This is a genomic window from Thermodesulfovibrionales bacterium, from assembly GCA_026417875.1.
Taxonomy (GTDB): domain Bacteria; phylum Nitrospirota; class Thermodesulfovibrionia; order Thermodesulfovibrionales; family CALJEL01; genus CALJEL01.
Map to the genome: position 1 here is coordinate 1 of JAOACK010000028.1, position 21,297 is coordinate 21,297.

Annotated in this window: 23 protein-coding genes and 3 tRNA genes; 12 read left to right on the forward strand and 14 right to left on the reverse strand. The window is 40.2% G+C overall.

Translation table 11 applies throughout. From position 1 onward, the window contains the following. The first annotated feature begins 161 nt into the window (after nucleotides 1-161). Nucleotides 162-431 carry a four helix bundle protein gene (locus N2257_06370; protein MCX7794012.1) on the forward strand — a complete coding sequence of 90 codons (270 nt, stop codon included), beginning with the start codon at nucleotides 162-164 and terminating at the stop codon, nucleotides 429-431. A 179-nt stretch (nucleotides 432-610) separates the two neighbouring features. Next, entirely contained in the window at nucleotides 611-907 is a 297-nt protein-coding gene (rpsT, locus tag N2257_06375) for a 30S ribosomal protein S20 (GenBank protein ID MCX7794013.1), read from the forward strand. On the opposite strand, the gene N2257_06380 is transcribed toward rpsT, so the two are convergent. From N2257_06380 to leuS, 3 genes are read right to left on the reverse strand one after another with little or no spacing between them, the layout of a single operon-like run. Next, entirely contained in the window at nucleotides 888-1,724 is an 837-nt protein-coding gene (locus N2257_06380) for a hypothetical protein (GenBank protein MCX7794014.1), read from the reverse strand. The genes rpsT and N2257_06380 overlap by 20 nt on opposite strands. Beyond that, nucleotides 1,693-2,181 (reverse strand): hypothetical protein, encoded by a 489-nt coding sequence (locus N2257_06385; protein ID MCX7794015.1) that lies wholly within the window; start codon nucleotides 2,179-2,181, stop codon nucleotides 1,693-1,695. Before N2257_06385 ends, N2257_06380 begins: the two co-directional genes overlap by 32 nt. A 57-nt stretch (nucleotides 2,182-2,238) precedes the next feature. Beyond that, nucleotides 2,239-4,782: a leucine--tRNA ligase gene (gene leuS / locus N2257_06390; GenBank protein ID MCX7794016.1), complete on the reverse strand. Its 2,544-nt coding sequence runs from the start codon at nucleotides 4,780-4,782 to the stop codon at nucleotides 2,239-2,241. Nucleotides 4,783-4,921: 139 nt separating this feature from the next. Between leuS and N2257_06395 the strand changes: the two genes are divergently transcribed. Continuing rightward, complete coding sequence (locus N2257_06395; protein ID MCX7794017.1) at nucleotides 4,922-5,593, forward strand: PilZ domain-containing protein; 672 nt, start codon at nucleotides 4,922-4,924, stop codon at nucleotides 5,591-5,593. A gap of 48 nt (nucleotides 5,594-5,641) precedes the next feature. On the opposite strand, the gene N2257_06400 is transcribed toward N2257_06395, so the two are convergent. Beyond that, complete coding sequence (locus N2257_06400; GenBank protein ID MCX7794018.1) at nucleotides 5,642-5,824, reverse strand: hypothetical protein; 183 nt, start codon at nucleotides 5,822-5,824, stop codon at nucleotides 5,642-5,644. 74 nt (nucleotides 5,825-5,898) lie between these two features. Here N2257_06400 and N2257_06405 point away from each other — a divergent pair. The 4 genes from N2257_06405 to N2257_06420 all read left to right on the forward strand — a co-directional run bounded on the left by N2257_06405 (nucleotide 5,899) and on the right by N2257_06420 (nucleotide 8,541). After that, nucleotides 5,899-5,980 (forward strand) — tRNA-Leu (locus N2257_06405). 100 nt (nucleotides 5,981-6,080) lie between these two features. After that, complete coding sequence (selD, locus tag N2257_06410; GenBank protein MCX7794019.1) at nucleotides 6,081-6,785, forward strand: selenide, water dikinase SelD; 705 nt, start codon at nucleotides 6,081-6,083, stop codon at nucleotides 6,783-6,785. Next, a complete protein-coding gene (locus tag N2257_06415) occupies nucleotides 6,763-7,053 on the forward strand; it encodes a hypothetical protein (GenBank protein MCX7794020.1) in 291 nt (96 codons plus the stop codon). Before selD ends, N2257_06415 begins: the two co-directional genes overlap by 23 nt. A 15-nt stretch (nucleotides 7,054-7,068) precedes the next feature. Further along, nucleotides 7,069-8,541 carry a DUF1957 domain-containing protein gene (locus N2257_06420; GenBank protein ID MCX7794021.1) on the forward strand — a complete coding sequence of 491 codons (1,473 nt, stop codon included), beginning with the start codon at nucleotides 7,069-7,071 and terminating at the stop codon, nucleotides 8,539-8,541. On the opposite strand, the gene N2257_06425 is transcribed toward N2257_06420, so the two are convergent. From N2257_06425 to N2257_06440, 4 genes are all read right to left on the reverse strand, one after another. Continuing rightward, the gene (locus N2257_06425; protein MCX7794022.1) at nucleotides 8,533-9,447 is read right to left on the reverse strand and encodes a selenium metabolism-associated LysR family transcriptional regulator; all 915 of its coding nucleotides are present in this window, start codon (nucleotides 9,445-9,447) and stop codon (nucleotides 8,533-8,535) included. The two genes, N2257_06420 and N2257_06425, sit on opposite strands and share 9 nt — an antisense overlap. Nucleotides 9,448-9,480: 33 nt before the next feature. Continuing rightward, nucleotides 9,481-9,882: a ribonuclease HI family protein gene (locus N2257_06430; GenBank protein MCX7794023.1), complete on the reverse strand. Its 402-nt coding sequence runs from the start codon at nucleotides 9,880-9,882 to the stop codon at nucleotides 9,481-9,483. A gap of 55 nt (nucleotides 9,883-9,937) precedes the next feature. Further along, on the reverse strand, nucleotides 9,938-10,651 hold the full coding sequence (locus N2257_06435) for a C4-type zinc ribbon domain-containing protein (protein ID MCX7794024.1): 714 nt from the start codon (nucleotides 10,649-10,651) through the stop codon (nucleotides 9,938-9,940). 29 nt (nucleotides 10,652-10,680) lie between these two features. Beyond that, nucleotides 10,681-10,756 (reverse strand) — tRNA-Ile (locus N2257_06440). 88 nt (nucleotides 10,757-10,844) lie between these two features. Here N2257_06440 and N2257_06445 point away from each other — a divergent pair. Together N2257_06445 and uvrB are read left to right on the forward strand one after the other, a co-directional pair. Next, nucleotides 10,845-10,919, forward strand: a tRNA-Val gene (locus N2257_06445). A 79-nt stretch (nucleotides 10,920-10,998) separates the two neighbouring features. Continuing rightward, entirely contained in the window at nucleotides 10,999-12,975 is a 1,977-nt protein-coding gene (uvrB, locus tag N2257_06450) for an excinuclease ABC subunit UvrB (protein ID MCX7794025.1), read from the forward strand. Here the strand turns inward: uvrB and N2257_06455 are convergent, their stop codons facing one another. The 6 genes from N2257_06455 to extKL form a co-directional block, all read right to left on the reverse strand. Next, nucleotides 12,976-13,419, reverse strand: coding sequence for a general secretion pathway protein GspB (locus tag N2257_06455; protein MCX7794026.1), 444 nt, complete (start codon nucleotides 13,417-13,419; stop codon nucleotides 12,976-12,978). It abuts the gene before it with no gap. Next, the gene (locus N2257_06460; protein MCX7794027.1) at nucleotides 13,416-13,946 is read right to left on the reverse strand and encodes a hypothetical protein; all 531 of its coding nucleotides are present in this window, start codon (nucleotides 13,944-13,946) and stop codon (nucleotides 13,416-13,418) included. The genes N2257_06455 and N2257_06460 overlap by 4 nt, the downstream gene beginning before the upstream one ends. Further along, nucleotides 13,943-15,259, reverse strand: coding sequence for a hypothetical protein (locus tag N2257_06465; protein MCX7794028.1), 1,317 nt, complete (start codon nucleotides 15,257-15,259; stop codon nucleotides 13,943-13,945). Before N2257_06465 ends, N2257_06460 begins: the two co-directional genes overlap by 4 nt. Nucleotides 15,260-15,290: 31 nt before the next feature. Further along, entirely contained in the window at nucleotides 15,291-16,250 is a 960-nt protein-coding gene (locus N2257_06470; protein ID MCX7794029.1) for an acetylserotonin O-methyltransferase, read from the reverse strand. Nucleotides 16,251-16,312: 62 nt separating this feature from the next. Beyond that, nucleotides 16,313-16,669, reverse strand: coding sequence for a hypothetical protein (locus N2257_06475; GenBank protein MCX7794030.1), 357 nt, complete (start codon nucleotides 16,667-16,669; stop codon nucleotides 16,313-16,315). Nucleotides 16,670-16,696: 27 nt separating this feature from the next. Continuing rightward, a complete protein-coding gene (gene extKL / locus N2257_06480) occupies nucleotides 16,697-17,596 on the reverse strand; it encodes a multiheme c-type cytochrome ExtKL (protein ID MCX7794031.1) in 900 nt (299 codons plus the stop codon). Nucleotides 17,597-18,413: 817 nt separating this feature from the next. Here extKL and nuoE point away from each other — a divergent pair. The 3 genes from nuoE to N2257_06495 form a co-directional block, all read left to right on the forward strand. Continuing rightward, entirely contained in the window at nucleotides 18,414-19,277 is an 864-nt protein-coding gene (gene nuoE / locus N2257_06485) for an NADH-quinone oxidoreductase subunit NuoE (protein ID MCX7794032.1), read from the forward strand. A 10-nt stretch (nucleotides 19,278-19,287) separates the two neighbouring features. After that, on the forward strand, nucleotides 19,288-19,671 hold the full coding sequence (locus N2257_06490; GenBank protein ID MCX7794033.1) for a (2Fe-2S) ferredoxin domain-containing protein: 384 nt from the start codon (nucleotides 19,288-19,290) through the stop codon (nucleotides 19,669-19,671). 84 nt (nucleotides 19,672-19,755) lie between these two features. Beyond that, nucleotides 19,756-21,297 (forward strand): NAD(P)H-dependent oxidoreductase subunit E (locus N2257_06495; GenBank protein MCX7794034.1); only part of this gene is annotated, 1,542 nt, incomplete at its 3' end.

The following is a 21,297-nucleotide window of genomic DNA, read 5'->3' on the forward strand; positions in this document are numbered from 1 at the left end:
CATTTAAAAGGGATTGCGACAGTGGCCTACGGCCAGAGCAGTAGAGCAGCAGACCAGCAGAGCAGCAGCCCCGTTATAATTAGCTATGGCTAAATACAAAAATCTAATTGTTTGGCAGAAGGCAAACGAGCTCGCTTTAAAGATATATAAACTAACAGAAGATTTTCCTAAAAAAAGAGACATTTGGCCTAACTTCACAAATCAGGCGAGCATCATTATCAGTGGCTACAAATATAGTTGAAGGTTTTGGCAGAAGATCAAAAACAGAACTTTCTCGTTTTATTGATATGGCACGTGGCAGACTTGCAGAAACTCAGTATCTTTTAGAATTCTCTAAAAACCTTGGTTATATAAGAACAGACATTTCTGAAATTCTATCTTTAATAGAAGAAGTCAGTAAACTCCTCTGGAATTTCCAAAAAGGTATTTAACTACTGCTCTACTGCGCTACTGCTCTGCTGCTCTAAAGTGACAACTCTTATGAAATTTAGCTAGAGTTTAGTACTTATGACCTTCCCGAAAGAGCTTGCTACTTTGAGTCAATCTATGCTATTTTATAAATCAATAATTTAATTGAGAAATGTTTATTTTGAGAGAGGAGGAAAGGTAGATGCCAGCTAAAAAACCTAAGAGAAATAAGTCTGCAATGAAAAGAGCGAGGCAGGCAAAAAAACGGGAGGCACGTAATAAGGCTGTAAAAAGTACAATAAAAACACTTGTAAAAAAGGTTGAGGCTTCCATAGCAGCCAGTAATAAAGAGGAGACAGCAAAGAATCTAAAAATAGCAATTAAATATATAATGAAGGCTGCAGCAAAGGGTGTAATTCATAAGAATACTGCAGCACGTAAGATATCAAAGCTTACAAAAAAGGCTAATACCCTCCTTCTTACAGGCCAGGCAGCCTGAGCAAAAGATGCTCAAGGAATTCCCGGTTGGTCTTTGACAGGATGTCCATTTCGTGAAGTATCGGCAGTGCTGTGTCATAATCTTTTGTGCCTGAATAAAATTTGTTTAAGGCCCCAATGACCATAATTAAATCATCCTTCTTTGAAGTCCTGAGGGCTCTGAGTATTAAGAGTGCCCGTGCTCTATCCTTTCTTTTAATGGCCTCAATAAGGTCCCAGGCATCATATTCTGAATGTCCGTAAATTAATTCTTTTAATTCAGCAAGAGAAGGTTTTTCTATTCCCGAGATGGCAATCTTTTGAAGCTCTGCTGCTGCTATTGCAGGATTTCCCTCTGTAATTTCCTCTATATACTGAATGAGTTCCTCAGATAGCTTAAGTCCCATGCTCTTTGCTTTGTACTCTATCCAGTGTCGTACCTCATGGTCCCTGAGACTGACAGAAAGGAATTTAATCTCTTTCATTATATCCATTATCTTTTCTGGTGATTCTTTATTGTAGAGAAAGAGGATTTTTGAGTCACCTATTTCAGGGGCAATGCTTTTAAAGTCCTCTAATTTCAAGAGATGAGCATTTTTTACAATCGTCCATCCCTTATTACCAAAAAAGCCGGGTGTTGTCAATGTCTCTATTATCAGGGAGAGAGGGGGTCTTTCTGATATATCAAGTACCTGAGAGTTTAGTACTTCGCCCTTTTCTTTAAGATGGTCCTGAAAGACAGAATAAGCCTCTTGAAGCATGAAGGCCTGTTCAGAGTAAAGAAAATAATTCTCCTTTAAACCTCTTTTAATCTCTTCGTAGAAGTGAAATATACTCATCAATGAGCTCCACTGATATATCTCTTATAGTCCTGTCTATCTCTCTGTCTCTTGCAAGGAGGATATCTTCTATCCTTGCTCCGCTACTGAAATCCGTTATGAAAGGAGAGCTCAGAGTTCTGGATATTACACTGCCATCCGGCATTGATATATTAAATTCTATTTTCATAATTATTTCATAAATAAGTACCTGATTTGAACGTTCTGCCTGAACTGTCATGTTGAAATCCCTTACCTCAGCATAAATGGAAGTGCCCCTATCATTGTTTAAAATGCATCCCTTTTTAAGGAGTTCCTCGCTCAATACATGCATCAATCTATCTTCAAGACCTGGCAGATGTGTTTTATTTCTTACAATTATTTCTTTTATTATGCAAGTCCTTTCCAGGAGTGTATCTGAATCTGAATTATCAGACAGCGATGCTGAATAGAATCTGTAGCCGCATCCATAGATCAATAGATAAAAAGAGCAAAAGAACAGTGTTAATATACTCTTAATAGAGAAAGACCTCACTTATTCTCCTGTAACTATATTTACCAGTCTCTTCTTTGCCACCACTATATTTTTTATCTTACTGTCAGATATGAGTTCCCTGATCCTTGGTTCTGAAAGTGCTCTTTCACGGATAAGATCGTCTGAAAGCCCCTCGGGTATCATTATCTTTGACCTCAATTTGCCGTTTATCTGTATAACAAGTTCATACTCAGATTCACGGGCAAGTTCTTCATTCCATGAAGGCCAGGGATGTTCAAGTATGGAGAATTTATTACCTATCGCTGACCACAGTTCCTCAGCTATATGGGGAGCAAAAGGACTTATTAGAAGTAATAAATTTTCTACAGCAAACCTGAGTGAGTATCTATCCTGATCCGTGATTGAAGTTTTGCCTGACATATAATCCTGGAGCTCATTTAAAAATTCCATGAGTCCGGCAATAGCAGTATTGAAATGAAACTCCTTCTCTATGTCCACAGTCACTCTTTTTATTGTCCTGTGCGTAAGCCTGAGAAGTGGATGGTCAAAAGAAGGTGGTGTGTTTGGAAGAAGATCTTTTATTACTGTTTTTTGCTGATGAACAAAATTCCACAGTCTGTTTAGGAACCTGTATATTCCTTCAACCCCTGCTGATGACCACTCCAGGTCTTTTTCTGGTGGTGCTGCAAAGAGGCTGAAGAGCCTTATTGTATCTGCACCGTATTTATCTATCATATCATCGGGATCGACGATATTTTTTTTAGATTTTGACATCTTCTCAACCCTTCCTCTTTCTACAGGGCTTCCGCAGTGGATGCACCTGTCATTTTTTACCTCTGATGGAAAGAGCCAGTCATGGCTGGGACACTTTAAGGTCTCCATACAGACCATACCCTGTGTGAGGAGGTTGATAAACGGTTCGCTGAAATTAATAATTCCAAGGTCTCTCATAACTTTTGTAAAAAATCTCGAATATAGCAGGTGGAGAACTGCATGTTCTATACCACCAATATATTGATCAACTGGCATCCAGTAGGATAAAGGCTCAAGGTCAGAAAGGAAATCCAGCTTCCTGCCATTTTCTAAAAGACAGTAAGCAAGGAAATACCAGGAGGAATCAACAAAGGTGTCCATGGTATCTGTTTCCCTGCGTGCCATAGAATTGCAAACAGGGCATTTTGTCTTTAAAAATTCTTCTGATTCAAGAAGAGGAGAACCACCTCTACCAGTAAATTTCACATCTTCAGGAAGGATAACAGGAAGGTCCTTTTCAGGGACCGGTACTATTCCGCATCTGTCACAGTAAATAATGGGTATGGGTGTGCCCCAGTAGCGCTGTCTTGAAATACCCCAGTCTCTTAGTCTGTAATTTATCTTTCTTGAACCTATACCTTTTTCTTCAAGGTATTTTATTATCTCTTCTCTTGCCTTTTGAGAAGGAAGTCCAGAAAATATACCCGAGTTAATAAGATAACCCTCATCTTCATAAGCAGATTCAAGTACTTGAGGGATTCTATCTTTATCTGGCACAATTACAATCTCGATAGGAAGATTATACTTCTTTGCAAAATCAAAATCCCTCTGGTCATGGGCAGGAACACTCATTATTGCTCCTGTGCCGTATTCCATGAGAACAAAGTTTGCTACATAAACAGGTACCTTTCTGCCATTTACAGGATTTATTGCATAGTATCCTGTAAAATAGCCGGGCTTAATTAAAGGATCTCCATAATATGACTTAAGTTCCTGGAGAATCTCTTTTTTATTTACAAGCCTTTCACTTAATGGATGATTGGGAGCAAGGCATACAAAGGTGCATCCCCACAATGTATCAGGCCTTGTTGTGAATATGAGAATATCTTCATTTACCCCATCAATCCTGAATCTGACCTCAGCACCCTCGCTCCTGCCAATCCAGTTCTTTTGCATGGTGATAACCCTTTCTGGCCATCCCTTCAGTGAATCAAGGTCCTTAAGCAGCTCTTCAGCATAGGCAGTGATTTTAAAAAACCACTGCTCGAGCTCTTTCTGGATGACCTGTGAGTCACATCTCCAGCACTTACCATCAATAACCTGTTCATTGGCAAGCACTGTCTCGCAGGAAGGACACCAGTTAACAAAAGATGCTTTTCTGTAGGCAAGTCCTCTTTCATAGAGCTTAAGAAAGAACCACTGATTCCACTTATAATACTCTGGATGGCATGTGGCAAGTTCCCTCTGCCAGTCATAGCTGAGACCGAGTTTTTCAAGCTGGTTTTTCATGTATTCAATGTTTTCATAGGTCCACTTTGCAGGATGCACTCCATGTTTTATTGCAGCATTTTCTGCAGGAAGCCCGAAGGCATCCCATCCCATGGGATGAAGTACATTGTAACCATTCATCCTCATGTATCTTGCGATTACATCACCTATTGCATAATTTCTCACATGACCCATATGAATCTTTCCTGATGGATAGGGAAACATCTCAAGACAGTAAAATTTCTTCCTCCTCAGGTCTGTTTTTGTTTTAAAAATATCTCTTTCTTTCCAGATTTTTTGCCACTTTGGTTCTATATCCCGGTGATTATATTTATCAGGCAAGTCTGGCACCTCCCTTTTTTCAACTTTATTGAAAAACCTCTTGTATTTTACCATATCTTTTCAGGATGGCAATAAAAACATAACCTCTTGTGTCTTTTTTTGATATAATTAACATGTAAAGCGGAGGAGGTAAGGAACTTTGGAAGAAAGAAGGCGTTATCCAAGGATTACAGTTGAGGGTATAAGTGGAAGGATGCTCTGTGCTGAGAAGGCTAAGGTACTAAATATAAGCCTGGGCGGTATGGCAATAGAGATCTCAAAAAGACTGGAGATAAACAGAGAGTATTCACTTAAACTTGAAAGCAAAGGCGATAGATTTGATTTCAGAGGTAGAGTTGTTTGGGCATCCCTTGTTGGAAGTCTTAAGGGTAACCGTGGAGATATAATTCCTGTTTATCACGCAGGACTTAAGTTTGTAGATCTCTTTAACGAAAAGGCTCAAAAACTTATTGAATTTATAGAGCGTCACAGGATGGGTGAGAGTAAATTTGAAGACAGGATAGAGGGTCTCAGATTCAAGGTAAAGTCCCTTGAGGGTGTAATTGTTGATTATCCACGTAACTATAAAGTAAAGATAATAAGCCTTGGCGGGATGCTCATAGAGCTTCAAGAGGCCTTCGAGATTAACAGGGTATTTCCAATGGAGATTATCATTCCAGGCGGTCTGAAGATTGAAGTAACAGGACGGATAGCTTCCTGTAATCAGAATGAAAAAAATAAAGATCTTTATGATACAGGAATAGAGTTTATTAACATGAATCCAGAGGACAGAAATAAACTTTCTGATTTTCTTAAATCTTTAGGGATATAAAAGCAAGGACCTTTATAGGTCGGGGTAGTAAAAATCATTTAGCCGGATTCATTCACTCTCTACTTTATTACCTTTCCTGCTTTCTGTTCTGTAGAGGTGGAAGGCGCAATCAGGACCGAGCAGATTTCTGGCTGAATCACGAGGGATCTTAATCCTGCCAAAAAGGATTAGTCTCCTGTAGAAGGTTTTTAACCTTAGTATTTCTGCTTTTGGATTTTTGAATTTTTCCACAAACTATTTTATCATTTTTTGTATGGTCATTTTAAATTGCGACTTTCAGTTTGAGCTAAGGTATAATAATCTAAGCGAGAGTGGCGGAACTGGCAGACGCGCTGGACTTAGGATCCAGTGGGGTAACCCGTGGGGGTTCAACTCCCCCCTCTCGCATTACAGAGCATAGATAATTAAATTTAGCCTGCCAGTTTATGAGCTCGGAGAATTTATGAGGCTGACAGAAAAAGTAAAAGCAGCTGGTTGAGCAGCAAAGATAGGTCCGTCGGACCTTGAAGGCTTGCTCAGCGACCTGGATTTTCATTTATCTCCCTCTGTTATTGTAGGACCGGGAGATGATGCAGGAGTTTTTATTCTCGAAGAAAAGTGGATTAAAAATGGTGAGTGGGCTTTTGTAGAAACAGTGGATATAATTACTCCTCTTGTTGATGATCCCTTTCTCTTTGGTGCAATAAGTGCTACAAATTCCTTAAGTGACATCTATGCCATGGGCGGTAGACCCCTTACAGCTCTTGCCATACTCGGATACGATCCCTGTGATTTTGATAGGAATACAATAAAGGAGATCTTAAGGGGTTGTATCAGCCAGCTTGAACTTGCAGGAGTAAGCCTTCTTGGTGGTCATACAGTTGAGGATCCAGAGGTTAAGTTTGGCCTTTCTGTTACAGGTATTGTTTTAAAGAATGAGATTTTAAGAAAAGAAGGTGCCATGCCAGGAGATCTGCTCTGCCTTACAAAACCCCTTGGCACAGGTCTTGCGACAACTGCTTTAAAAGCACAGCGGCTTTCTGAAGAATGGTTCAGCGAAGTCCTCTCATGGATGCTAATGCTTAATGATAAGGCAAGGGATATAGCTCTCAAGGCAAAAGCAAGGTCCTGTACTGATATAACAGGATTCGGGCTTCTGGGTCTGTCTCAATATGATTTCTCAAAGTCCTGTGGACTACCATCTCTTCTTTGAAAGGATTCCAAAATTTTCCTTTGTAAAGGAGCTTATAAGCTCAGGGTTTGTGCCCAGGGGTTCTTATGATAATCTTAATTTCTGTAGAGAAAAAATCATTTCAAAACTCGATGAAGATGATCTTCTTGTGCTTTCAGATCCCCAGACCTCAGGAGGGCTGCTTTTTTCAGTGGCTCCAGAAAATCTCTCACTTATTGAAGGTTCAGGTGTCTTTTTTTCTGTTATCGGTGAGGTCAAAGACGGTTCTGGCAGAATATACATTCATTGAGCTATGAGGTAGGGGTTGTATCAAGAAAAAAGAGTCAGTATCTTACTTCTTCTCCACAGTCATCTTCCTTTTTTAAGAGAATGCCAAATAAAAGAGCCTGTAGAAGAGACATGGTTTTTTGAGGCAGTTATTGAGTCTTATATTCCCCTGATCAGAATATTTGAAGAACTTGCCGAAAGAAAGGTGACCTTCAGGGTAGTGCTTTCTCTCAGCCCAACCCTCCTTGAGATGTTAGATGATCCCTATTTAATGAACAGATTAAAAGAACACCTTAATAATTTAGATTCCCTAATTAAAAGAGAACTTAGAAGAAAAAAAAGGACTGTTTTTTATGAGATTGTAGAATTTTACAGAAAAAGGATTGAAGAAACAGATTACTTTTTAAGAAGGAGAAAAATAACAAAAGCCTTTCAGGATCTGGCAAAGAATGGTTATCTTGACCTCATTACAACAGCAGCAACCCATGCCTATTTACCTCTTTTTTCTTCCTATCCCCATGTGGTGTGGCTTCAGATTAAAACAGGACTTGAAATATTCAGAAGACATATCAAATTAAGGGGTGGTGCTCTGCAGGGTTTCTGGCTTCCTGAATGCGGTTATTATGAAGGATTGTTCCCCTTGCTTAGAAAGGCGCACATAGACTGGACCGTGCTTGAAGCACATGGCATAGTATTTGGTAGGCCTGTGCCTCCTGAAGGAATTTTCAGACCTGTTTTATCTCCAGAAGGCATACTTCTTTTTGCAAGAGATGCAGAGACATGCAGATTTGTATGGTCAAAGGACATAGGCTATCCAGGCAATCCATGGTATCGCGATTTTTATAAGGATGTTTGCTATGAGTTAAGTGACAGTGAGTGGAGGCTCTTCAGGAAGGATGGTATAAGACACCATACTGGCCTCAAATATTATAGAATTGGAGGCAAGGAGAAAAAACCTTATATAAGGGAAAAAGCATTGAATATTGCCAATCTTCATGCAGTAGATTTTGTTAAAAAACTTGAAGCAAGGGCCTCTCAGGCAATGGAATTAACAGAGAGACCTGTTATAGTCCTTGCCTTTGACACAGAACTTTTTGGGCACTGGTGGTTTGAGGGACCTGAGTGGTTGAAAAAAATAATAGAACTTATTGCAGTGAATGATAAATTAAGACTAATAATACCCGAGGATGTATTAGATAATAACTCTCGGTTCAGAGAGGTTTTACCCGTTTCTTCAAGCTGGGGTGAAGGTGGATTTAACAGCACATGGTTATCAAAGGAGAATTCAGCCTACGTAAAGGCTATTTACAGAGCTATTGAAGAAGCACCAGCTTCAATATTTAAATCATCGAATGCCCGCCCTTTCAGAAAGCCTTCAGCCCTGAGAGAATTCCTTCTCATGCAGTCAAGTGATTTTCTATTTATGCTTAAAAGGGATGAGAATTCCAAAAGATATGGTGAGAGAAGACTTAAGGAACACCTGATGGCCTTTTATAAGGCTCTATTTTGAACGCTGGAAAAGTTTTTCGTATTCATATTTTTTAAGATATTCCACGAACTCGTTTGCTGCGGAGGTTAGTACAGGATTTTTATGAATCAGGGAAAAATCTCTTGTGAGTCTTTCTTCTTTTAAGGGAATCATCCTGAGTGTACCTCTGCTGACCTCTCTTCTTACAGCCCATTTTGAAACAATTGAAATCCCTGCTCCATCCTCGACAGCTTCTTTTATAGCCTCTGTTCCACCCAGGACAGCTACAACATTAAGATCTGAGACTGATATTCCAAATTTTAAAAAATATTTTTCTATAACCTGCCTTGTGCCAGAACCCTCCTCCCTGAGTATAAATGGTTCATTAACGAGTTCATGAACTGATACACTCTTTCTTCCCGAAAAAGGATGGTCAGAAGATACAATAACCACAAGTTCATCTTTTAATATCCTATCTGCCTTTAATTTATATTTAGAGACATCTCCCTCAACAAGCCCGAAATAAACAATCCCGTTATTAAGATGATCAACTATCCTCTTGGTGTTTCCTATCAACACATGAAATCTTACTTTTTTATTTATCTTTTTAAAATCAGATATAATAGACGGAAGTAGATAATTTGCTATCGTGGTACTTGCACCTGCCCTGATGCTGCCCTTAATAAGGCCTGTAAGACTTGCTATTTCCCGTTCAGCCTGGGCATAAAGACCCAGTATCTGTTTTGCATACCTGTAAAGTATCTCTCCTGCTGGTGTGAGAGTTACGGTGGAGCTTGACCTGTCAAAAAGTTTAGTATCATAGATTTCCTCAAGAGCCTGAATCTGAAGGCTGACAGCAGGCTGGGTTAGATGGATGATTTCAGATGCCTTTGAAAAACTTTTTGTCTCAGCTACTGTGCAGAATACCTTTAATCTGTGATCGTCCATAGCCATCCTTTCTTATAAGTTTATTATTATAGCTTATAACTGCTTTTCTTTCAATGCCTGCCTGGCAAGGCTATCAGCCTTTCTGTTTTCCTCTCTCGGGATATGTGTTATAGTGTAAGCCTTAAACAAACCAAGAAGTCTGTTCACCCTCTGCCATAAAGCTAACAGTTTTTTATCCCTGACCTTATAGAGACCCTTTATCTGTTTCACCAGGAGCTCTGAATCTGAGTAGATCTCTACGGCCTCTGCTTTTAACCTGTGTGCAGCTTCTAGTCCAGCTATCAATGCCATATACTCTGCTATGTTGTTTGTTGCTCTACCAATAGGCCTGGAAATCTCTATCTCTTTTTTATCTTCTGCAATGACAACACCAATACCAGCAGGACCCGGATTCCCTCTTGAGGCACCATCGCTGAATATCTTCACTGTTTTCATCAACAATTCAGGTTTGAGATAAAAATAACCTGCATATCAAACTTGACCGAACTTATTAAGAAGAGGGTTTCCAGTAAAGTATTCTTTTGCATTGAGGACACTGAATAAGTCTGTCATTTTTTTTGATCTCAACATATAACTGAGGTGGTATATTAAGATAACAGCCCTGGCATATTGAATCTACTGCAACTGTAACAGCCAGCCCTTTGCCCTTTTCAAGAAGAGACATATAAAGCTCGTAATCTCCTGGATCTATCTCCCCAACCAGCACCGAGCGCTTATGCCTCAGTTCATCAAGGTTTTTTTCCTTTTCTTCCTTAAGCAAAAGGAGTTCTTTCTTTCTTTTTTCAAGTTCGGCTTCTTTTTTCTTTAATTCTGCCTCCTGTGTCCTTAGCTCTATTTTGACCTCTTCAGTAAGTTCCATAAGATTAAGTATTTCATCCTCAATTTTTAACTTTTCCTTTTCCGCACCCTCTATCTCGCTAAGAAGGGCCTGATATTCCTTATTCGTCTTTATCTCAGGGGTCCTTGCCTTGAGTTTTTTAATCTTCTCTTCAACATCATCCAGTTCCCTTTCCTTCTGTTTTTTCTTTTTTTCAAGCTCTGCAAGTCTTTGCCTGGCTTTTTCAGTTTCCTTCTGGATTTTTTCGGATTGAGCGGAAATATCTGAAATACCTGCTGGTATATCTGTCTCTACCTCTTTTGTTCTCTGAAGGATAGTATGGTCAAGTTCCTGAAGCTCAATAAGTTTTTGAAGCCTGGGCAGCACAGATTCTCCTTTTTTCTTTCGAAGGCTTATGGTGGGCCCACCAGGACTCGAACCTGGGACCAACCGGTTATGAGCCGGTAGCTCTACCAGCTGAGCTATGGGCCCGACAATTTATTTTAAACTATCTCACTTGAGAGAAACAATAGAGGTGGAGTATAATTATTTTAATCTGGTTATTACTTTAATGGATTCAAGGCGCGTAGCTCAGTGGGAGAGCGCTTCCTTCACACGGAAGAGGTCAAGGGTTCAATCCCCTTCGCGCCTACCATACTGAGGTCAAATCAGGTATAAGAAAAAGATTTCCAGCCAGACAACTGTTCTCCTTTAAAAAAGGTGGGTTAAAGCAGATGAAATTCCGTCTTGTCAGCAACTTTAAGCCAACAGGTGATCAGCCACAGGCAATTGAAAAACTTGTCAGATGGATTGAAGAAGGACACAGGCACCAGGTACTTCTCGGAGTGACAGGTTCAGGTAAGACCTTTACCATAGCCAACGTAATTGAAAGGCTTCAGAGACCGACCCTTGTTATTGCCCACAATAAGGCCCTTGCATCACAACTTTACGGTGAGTTCAAGGAGCTTTTTCCTGAAAATGCAGTTGAATTCTTTGTCAGCTATTATGATTACTATCAACCTGAGGCTTATATTCCAGAGACAGATACCTACATTGAAAAAGATGCCCTTATTAATGATGATATCGATAGACTGAGGCATTCTGCCACAAGGGCTGTGCTTGAGAGAAGGGATGTTATAGTGGTTGCCTCTGTGTCATGTATATATGGCATTGGTTCTCCTGAGGACTACTGGGAGATGCATCTTATAATTGAAGAGGGTATGAGGACAAAAAGGAATGATATCCTGAGGAGACTCGTAGAGATGCTTTACTTAAGAGAAGAGGAATTCAAAAGAGGCTGCTTCAGGGTTAGGGGAGATGTTGTAGAGGTCTATCCTTCATTCAGCCTTGATAAGGCAGTTAGGATTGAATTTTTTGGAGATTATGTTGATGCAATTTATGAGATAGACCCACTTTCAGGTAAAAAGTTAAGAAGACTTGAAAAGCTTGCTCTTTATCCAAACAGCCACTGGATTACCCCGAGACCGAGACTGGAGCGTGCACTTGAAGCTATAGAGGCAGAACTGAGGGAAAGGATTGAATATTTTAAGAAGCTCGGTAAGGAGCTTGAAGCCCAGAGGATAGAGCAACGTACCAGATTTGATATGGAGATGCTCAGGGAATTCGGTTACTGTCATGGAATAGAGAATTACTCAAGGCATTTAAGCGGAAGGGCTCCTGGTGAACCACCCTATACTCTTATTGATTATTTCCCAGAGGATTTTCTCATTGTAATTGATGAGTCCCACGCAACAATTCCCCAGCTTGGAGGTATGTATGAAGGCGACCGTTCAAGAAAACAGACACTGGTGGATTATGGCTTCAGACTTCCGAGCGCTCTTGATAACAGGCCTCTTAAATTTGAGGAATTTGAACATCGGGTAAATCAGGCTATATATGTCTCAGCAACTCCTGGAGACTATGAACTCGATAAATCTGAAGGAAGAATTGCTGAACAGATAATCAGACCTACTGGCCTGATGGACCCAAAGATGACAATAAGGCCTGCAAAGAATCAGGTTGAGGATCTTCTTGGAGAGATAAGAAAGAGAGTTGAGCGTGGAGAAAGGGTTCTCGTAACAACACTCACAAAGAAAATGGCCGAGGATTTAACAGAGTATTACAATGAACTGGGGATAAGGGCAAGGTATATGCATTCTGATATTGATACCCTTGACAGGATAGTTCTTTTGAGGGATCTGAGACTCGGCAAGTTTGATGTCCTTATAGGAGTGAATTTATTAAGGGAAGGCCTTGATCTACCTGAAGTATCCCTTGTGGCTATACTTGATGCAGACAGGGAAGGTTTTCTCAGATCAGAGCGAGCCCTCATACAGACAGCAGGAAGGGCAGCGAGGAATGTTAATGGAGAGGTAATCCTTTACGCAGATAGCATAACGAATTCAATAAAAAGGGCATATGAAGAGACAGAAAGAAGAAGAAGGATTCAAAAGGAGTATAATGAAAGACACAAGATAACACCAGAGACTGTAAGAAGCAGGATCAAAGATATAATGAGTTCTATTTATGATGCAGACTATTATGAGGAACCCCTGAAGATAGCGGAAGAGCCAGAGGTACTAAATGAGGCTGAGATAAAGAGACTTGAGGAAGAGATGAAAAAGGCTGCAAGGGAACTCGATTTTGAAAGAGCGGCAGAATTAAGAGACAGGATCATAGAACTTAAAAGGAGATTGCTCCAATTGACCTGATTATCTTGGCGGTACAGTAATCTCTCTCAGTTTGCCCATCTCGGATATAATTACTCCATCCCGACCGATCCTGAGTATCCTTCCGTTACCAAAAGCGTCACCCTCCTTAAGAACAATGCCATTGATTATAGCGATTCTCCTGTCCTCACTGACCATTAAAAGTGTTATTTCAGTAGCACCACCCGGGTGTGGAGCAAGTTTCTCAAGACTTATCTGAGGAAATTCCTTTCTGGCTATCATTATAGGTGATCTGAGAGCTTCCGGTACAGAAGTTTTTTTAATTTCAGGTAAATCAAATCTGAAAGGAAATTCTGCGATATCTACTTCTCTCTGTGAGGCAATGCCTCTAAATATTGCCGGACTGAGAGCATCCGTAACAATCAGGCAGAAAAGTATAAAAATATAGGGACTGAAATAATATGAAGCAAATTTTTTATTGCTCATGGATTGAACCTCGCTGCCTTTATCCTTCCGGATATCTGAAAAGTATTGCTACCATCAGCCTGCAAGTTGATAATTAATTTGTCAATATAAAGAGAGGGTAATCCAGGACTTTCCAGCAGGGCAATTTTATTCACAAACTCTCTCCAGTTTTCTATAGAACCCTGGAGGGTGAACATGGTTGAGATAATTTCGCCTTCTGTCTGGAATTCGGTAACTGTAAGTTTTGAAGTTGGGAAAAGGCTCTTTACGTTATCAAGTTTTTCAAGGATGAATACCTCAGATTCACTATCCCTGTATCCTTCGGGTAGGAGAGCCCTCAGAATTTCTATCTTCCTTTTAAGCAATTCGTCTTCTTCTCTTATGGATTGAGCGGTGGAAAGCTCAGCCCTGACTGAGAGGATTGACTGAGTGAGGATCTTTTTATAGTTGTCTGTAAAAACAAGAACTCCGGCTATAAGGCCGAGTATGAAGCCAGATGCAATATGAAAGTAGAGAGACTTCCTTAAATATTTATAAAAGGGTATCACTGGCTGAACCTCAGATCAATATCAAAAGAACCATCAGATATGGAGAATCTTTTATTTATAATTTCCACCGTTATGTCATCCTTTCCCTTTATTGAATTCAGAAGTTTATTGAATGAAAGGAGCATGCCTTTATGGGTGGAGGAGTCTATCCTTCCGGAGAGACGGAGGTTTATCTCTCCTCCCTGTGATGTAAGATCTATTGCCTTTAATGCTACACCATTAAAGGGATAATCCGATATCTCCCTGAGTACAAGAGATACAGGAGGTCGTTGCTCTTTTTTAAGAAAATCAAGTAATGGCTGAAGTCTTTTGGCCTCTGTGACAGTATTGTTATAGGACTCTATAAATGTTCTGAATACCCTGTACTTTGTAAAAAGTCCGGAGAAGTCCTTTTTCAGAGAGTTTATTGTAAGAAGATTGTTTATAACAGGTATCAAACATAACATAAAGAGAAGTCCGGAGGTAATAATGCTGTACCTGAGCAGATTTTTAAGAGATCTGAATCTTCTGTATTCTTCTGTAATATAGCTATCCCTGTGCGTTAAATAAAGACTACCCAGTGGAATGAGATACTCATTAATATCTGCGCCTTTGTAATGTAAGGTCTCAGGAACGCTTAATTGAACAACCTTAACTCCACCTATGGACATGGGAGGCTCCTTAAAATCTCCTGCAAGGATGATTTCCTCTGGTGAAATCCGCAGATTCTGTATACAATGAGTAATGGACATCTCTATTCCCTGAATATCAATAGAATTCAATCCCTTCTGGAACGTTGAGAGTTTTCTTGTAAATAAAATCGCTCCATCCTTGAGAAGGAAGATATTTTTTTCATCGCTTTCAAAAAGGCAGAGTACAGGTTTTTCAGACCTCTGAATGAAGGAGGCTATACATGATGGTGAAGCATAAATTGCCTCGATGTTCTTGCCATGAAGGAGAAATTTATTGATTAGCTCCTCAACCTCCTGTCTCCGGCTCCTGAGTATAGAGAGGGCTCTTATTCTTTTGTTCTCAACTACCTTTTCTCCGAGGTCACTATAAATCCAGACAGAATCAGGATAAAGTCTTTTCATTTCATTCTGGAGGAGTCTTGTAAGATCAGGACCCTTTACAGGTGGAAGGCTCAGAAAATCCTGAAAAAGTTCTCTGAAATCTGCTGTTAAAATAAAATTCTTATGTTTTGTTGTAGCAAGATAGGAGTCAAGTCCATCAACAGGTATGGTCAGTGTCTTTTGAATGAATATACCTTGAGGTCTTTTAACAGCCTCTACAATCTTTACATTCTTGCCTTCAAAGCTGAGGCAGATTTTCATTATTTATTTTTACCATAAGGTAAAGAGGAAATCAAGAAGCTACCGCCTCTATTATCACTGTATCCTCAAGCCTATTCGTTCTGAATCTCTTAAAACCCGAATTTCCAAGCCATCTGATTATTTCTACAGGAGAATAAGTTCTACCACCTTCTGTGTTCACAAGCATATTTACAGAAAAAAGTGCACTGCTTAGGGGCGAGGTATGGTCAGGGGAGATAAAAAATTCCTGTATTACGATCCTGCCTGCTATGTTCAGGCTATTTCTACATTTTTTCAGTAATTGAATATTCTTTTTCTCCGAATAAGCATGTAGTACCTGACTTATAAATATAAGATCATAATCATTGCCGATAGGATCAACCATAAAATCTCCTTCAATAAAATTTATCTTTATGCCGTCTTTTTTAATCAATTCCCTTGCTATTTTCACTGTTTCAGGATAATCCATAAGGGTTACATCCATATCCCTTTTTGCAAATTCCATTGAATATGTGCCTGGACCGCCTCCTAGGTCAAGTATCTTTTTAACGCCTCTTAGATTAATTGCTCTCATTACATCCCTTACCCTTAGCTTTGCAATATCATGCATACCAAGGATGAAGGATTCATGGTCTCTAAAGGCCCTGAAGGGTTTCCCTGTCCTTAGAACTTGATCAAGACCTGACCAGTTTTTCCAGAGTGTCTCTCCATGTCTGATAATATTACCCTGATAGTAAGGGCTCGTGGATACAAGAAATCTTGAGGCGATGTCTTTATTCTGGTATCTGCTACCCTGTTTCTTTAGCAGTCCCATTCCTGTCAGGCAATCAAGAAGTATCTCTGTAGCCCTTGGGGATGTGCCAATTTTTTCTGAAAGGTCTTTTGCAGAGAGAGGATTTTTGAGATGGTCAAAAACTCTAAAATTATTTGCTGTAAAAAGGACCCGTGCTTGTCTGAAGCCTGACCAGAGCTCCCTGAGGAATTTGAGTTCTTTTTTAAGAACATTTTTCATAACGGAAATTAAAGTATGAAGAATTAAAAACGGGAGGTAGATACTTCTACCTCCCTCAAAATTTATTTTACTGAAACTGTCTTTGTGGTTTCAAAGAAGAGATACTGGTCTTTTCCGACAACACCTTTCTTGTGATCTCCTCCAGCAGGTAAATACCAGAGCTGAACAGTAACATCCATCTCCTTTGCCTTTACTTCTCTTACCTTTTTGCCATCTTTTTCTACATCCTCATAGGGAAATTTTATCTCAAAAGTCTCCACCCTTGTCTGACCTGGCTGGAGTGAAGTATCTGCAAGAATACCTGATTTTCTGAAAGGACCGTAAACCATTTTATCTCCCCTTCCCTTTGCGGGAGACTGGGGTGTATAAATTTTTGAGGTATTGAATATTACATTACCATCCTTTGTCTTAGCGGTCACATCCAGGACCAGCCTGTTTGGAGATGGTCAACCATCAGGTACCCTGTGACCTGCATTGCTTGAAAGTTTTACAGTAACATAAGCCGTCGGTATAGAATCTCCTGCCCTTGGAAGGAAATAATAGCCCCTTGCCTCAACCTCTACATTAACAGCGCTTTTTGCCTGATCAGGATCCCTGTAGGCTGGCATGAAATGGCCTTTTTTATTCTCTTTCATATGACATTCCTGACAGGTTTTGAAGCCGCCTGAAGGTATATAGGCATGTAGATAACTTCCATAAAGTGTTGCACACTGTGTGGGCTCTGTAAGTTCAAAATTCGGTCCAAGGCCGTGGCACTGCCCGCATAAAATGGATTCTGTCATTATAGGGCTCTTTTTCAGTTTTGTATATTTTGTGTCTGGATGGGCACCTTCTTTATTACCATAGATTACATCCCGTTCAGGCTCACCATCAGTCCATTTGTGGATTAAGGCATTTCTGTTATGACAGATGAGACAGTTTATGCCTAGTTTTTTAAGTTTTTTCTGTGCCTCTTCATCTCCTGCTGCTCCATCAAGTGCTGCCTTGGCTATCTCCTGAGCCACCTCATCAGTGGCATCCTTGATCTGTGGCAAATGACATTTAAGGCAGCTGAGCATATGCTCAACCTTGATATCTTTAATATCTTTGACACCTGAATAGGTCCACTCCTTCATTAGTCCATCTCTTATTGTGCTTGCAAGTGTAGCCATCGTCCTTGGAGATCCCACAAGAGAGGTGGCATGATAGGACTTTTCCCATTCCTCATACTCCTTTGGGTGGCATTTCTTGCAGCTGCTCACATCATAGAGTTTTGCAAGCTCGTCAATGGATTTTGCCTTCTGACCATAAACAGTAAGAGGTAATGCAATAACAATTGCCAGAATAAGAATCAATAGCCTTTTCATAATCCTCCTCCTTAGATGTTTTTTAAACTCACATTTTTAAATCTCTCAATGCTTCCTTTTCTCACCTCCTTTCTTAATTAAGTCGTTCAAGATTTTATGTTGTTAAATTTTTCTAAGGCTTTTTAATTAAATTTTGCTAAAAATTTTTAATCTGGTGTCATCCAGCAGGAAGCTCGGACAGGTTGATGAAAATAGACTCAGGCTTATTGTCCTTCATGCTTGAGTTATCAATCATAAAATTCATGATAAAAAAGAGACAGATGATAAAGCCATCTTTTTATTTCATATTATATTTATACCTAATGATATGAAGCTTGTCAACTTCAAATTATAAATTTAGATTAACTTAAGTTAAATATTTTGAAACATTCCGTAGCATAAAGATAAATTACATATGTAATGAATAACTTGCGGGTAAAAACATCGGGTTGTAGGATTGAAAAATTTTTTTAAATTTAGCTCTTCGTGTAAGACCTCCAAGTGCAAACTACCGGATGTGAATATAGATGGAAATACTGGTTTCTGTCAGCCAGCACTCTATCTTGAATTACCGGAGGGCTTAAAGGTTATTATAAAGAAGTGCTTTTGCAGGCTTCAGTTGTCATATACTAGATTTCAGTGTAAGTAGTGTTAAGTGAGTTAACAGTAAGTCAAATGAAGTTAAGTGAAGTCTTAGAGGAAATCTCCCAGGGCTGGATGCTCTGGATTTTGAGTTGCAGAAAGGTTGGAATAGGGCTTGCCCGGAGGGATGGTAAAGTATTATAATCTCGCATTGTTATATGATCTAAAGTAATAGTTCTAAGGAGGTTCTTAGTATATGAAGGCTAACATACTAATAGTGGATGATGAACCAATTGTTCTAAAAAGCTGTGAAAAAACACTTTCCCCGGCTGGATTTCATGTCCTTACAGCTCAGAAGGCGAAGGATGCCCTTGAACTTCTCAAGAAGGATTCTATAGATCTTGTTATAACAGACCTGAGGATGCCGGAGATGGATGGAGTGGAGTTCATCAGACATATAAGGGAGATAAGACCTGACATAGGTGTGGTGGTTATTACGGGTTATCCTTCCCAGGAAAGTCTGAAAGAAACCCTGAGCCTCAAGATACTCGATTATCTTCCAAAACCTTTCTCACCAGCCCTTCTCCTTGATGTAACCATGAGGGCAATAGATGCAAAAAAGTCTATTGTAAAAGAGATTCCTCAGGAAGAGACCATAGAATTTATTGCCCAGAGGCTTGATGGCATTATAAAGAAGTACAAAAATAAACCAGGAAGCCTCATACCTGTTCTTCAGGAGGCCCAGGAGGCAATAGGCTATCTGCCACCTGCAGTGCAGAGATACATTGCAAAAGGATTAAATATTCCTGTAAGCGAGGTTCACGGAGTGGTTTCCTTTTATTCCTTCTTTTCGATGCAACCAAAAGGTAGACACAATATAAGGGTATGCCTTGGAACAGCCTGTTATGTTAAGGGTGCTGAGGAAGTGCTGAAGAAGTTCAAGGAGAAGCTTCATGTAGAGGTCGGAGAGGTTACGAAGGACAGGGCGTTCTCTCTTGAGAGTGTCAGATGTCTTGGTGCCTGTGGCCTTGCTCCAGTGGTTGTTGTGGATAAAGATACCTTTGGAGATGTTACACAGGCAAAGGTGGATGAAATATTAGCCCATTATACTAAGCACTGAGGAGGCAAAGATGCCCAAATTCACAGTTGAGGACCTTAAAAGGATAAAGGAACAGGAAAGGGCAACCTTTTCGTTAAGAGAAGGAAAATTCAGGGCAAAGGTTACAGTTCATATGGGAACCTGTGGCCTTGCTGCTGGAGCAAGGGATGTTATGGATGCCCTCCTTGAGGAGATGAATAATGCAAATGTTACAGATGTGATGGTTACAACATCTGGCTGTGCTGGTTTATGCGCAAAAGAGCCCATGGCAACCGTTGAGGTTGTTGGACAGGCACCTGTTAAGTATGTCTTTCTTAACAGAGACAAAATTAAAAGGATATTCAGGGAGCATATTCTTGAGGGAAAACCTGTCGAAGAATATGCCCTTGTTGTTGGAAGTGAGACAGCCTATTAAGCTAAAGTGATTTAGTAATCCGTAATGAGTTTAAATTATCACTGATTACCAGTTACGGATTACGTTTTTTAAGGAGGCTTAAAGATGGAAAAAAGACCGAGGATAACCTTTATGCTATGTGGAGGCACTGGCTGTATAGCAGGAGGCAGCCTGAAGGTAAAGGAGGCCCTTGAACGAGAGCTTGCTGCAAACAATCTTTCAGATGAAATAAGTATAGTTCTTACTGGATGCAATGGTTTCTGTGCAGAGGGTCCTATAGCCATTGTCTATCCTGATGATATATTTTATGAGAAGCTCAAACCAGAAGATGCAAAGCTCATAGTCCAGGAACACTTCATCAAGGGAAGACCTGTTGAAAGACTCATGTACAAGGAGCCAGTTAAAAAGCATGCCATACCTGTAATGAATGAGATACCCTTCTTTAAACACCAGGTGCTTAGGGCCTTAAGAAATAAGGGTCTTATAGATCCTGAAAGAATAGAAGATTACATAGCAAGGGATGGATATATGGCTGCTGCAAAGGCACTTCTTGAAATGACACCTGAGCAGATTATAAAGGAAGTGAAGATATCGGGTTTGAGAGGAAGGGGTGGAGCAGGATTCCCCACCGGTCTTAAATGGGAGCTCTGCAGCAAGGTAAAATCAGATGTAAAATTCATTCTCTGTAACGGTGATGAAGGTGACCCGGGTGCCTTCATGGATCGGTCCATCATGGAAGGTGATCCCCATTCTGTCTTAGAGGGAATGATAATAGCTGGAAAGGCAATAGGAGCAACAAAGGGATATATCTATGTGAGGGCAGAATATCCTCTTGCTGTAAGAAGGCTACAGATAGCTATTGAACAGGCAAAGGAAAGGGGGCTTCTTGGAGAAGATATCCTTGGAAGTGGTTACAGTCTTGATATAGAGATCTATCAGGGTGCAGGTGCTTTTGTATGTGGTGAGGAGACTGCGCTTATGCGATCAATTGAAGGAAAGCGCGGCATGCCCAGACCAAGACCACCATTTCCTGTTCACAAGGGTCTCTGGGATAAACCATCTGTACTCAATAATGTGGAGACCTTTGCAAATATACCACCAATAATACTTAATGGAGGAGAGTGGTTCAAGAGTCTTGGTACAGAAAAATCTACAGGAACAAAGGTGTTCGCCCTCACCGGTGCTATAAACAATGTAGGTCTTATAGAAGTTCCTATGGGTATACCACTAAGGACTATTATTTATGACATCGGTGGTGGAATAAAGAAAGGGAGAAAATTCAAGGCAGTTCAGCTCGGAGGACCATCAGGAGGTTGTATCCCTGAATCCCTTCTTGATACACCGGTTACCTATGAGGATATAGTCCAGACAGGAGCAATAGTGGGTTCAGGTGGAATGGTTGTTATGGATGACCTTAACTGCATGGTTAGTGTGGCAAAATTCTTTCTTGAATTCACAACTGATGAGTCCTGTGGAAAATGTACGCCCTGCAGAATAGGCACAAAGGTAATGCTTGACCTCCTGACAGATATAACAGAGGGAAAGGGTAGAGATGGAGATATAGAGCTTCTTGAGGATCTGTCCCAGGATATAATTGCAGCCTCTCTATGCGGACTTGGTCAGACAGCTCCCAACCCTGTACTCACC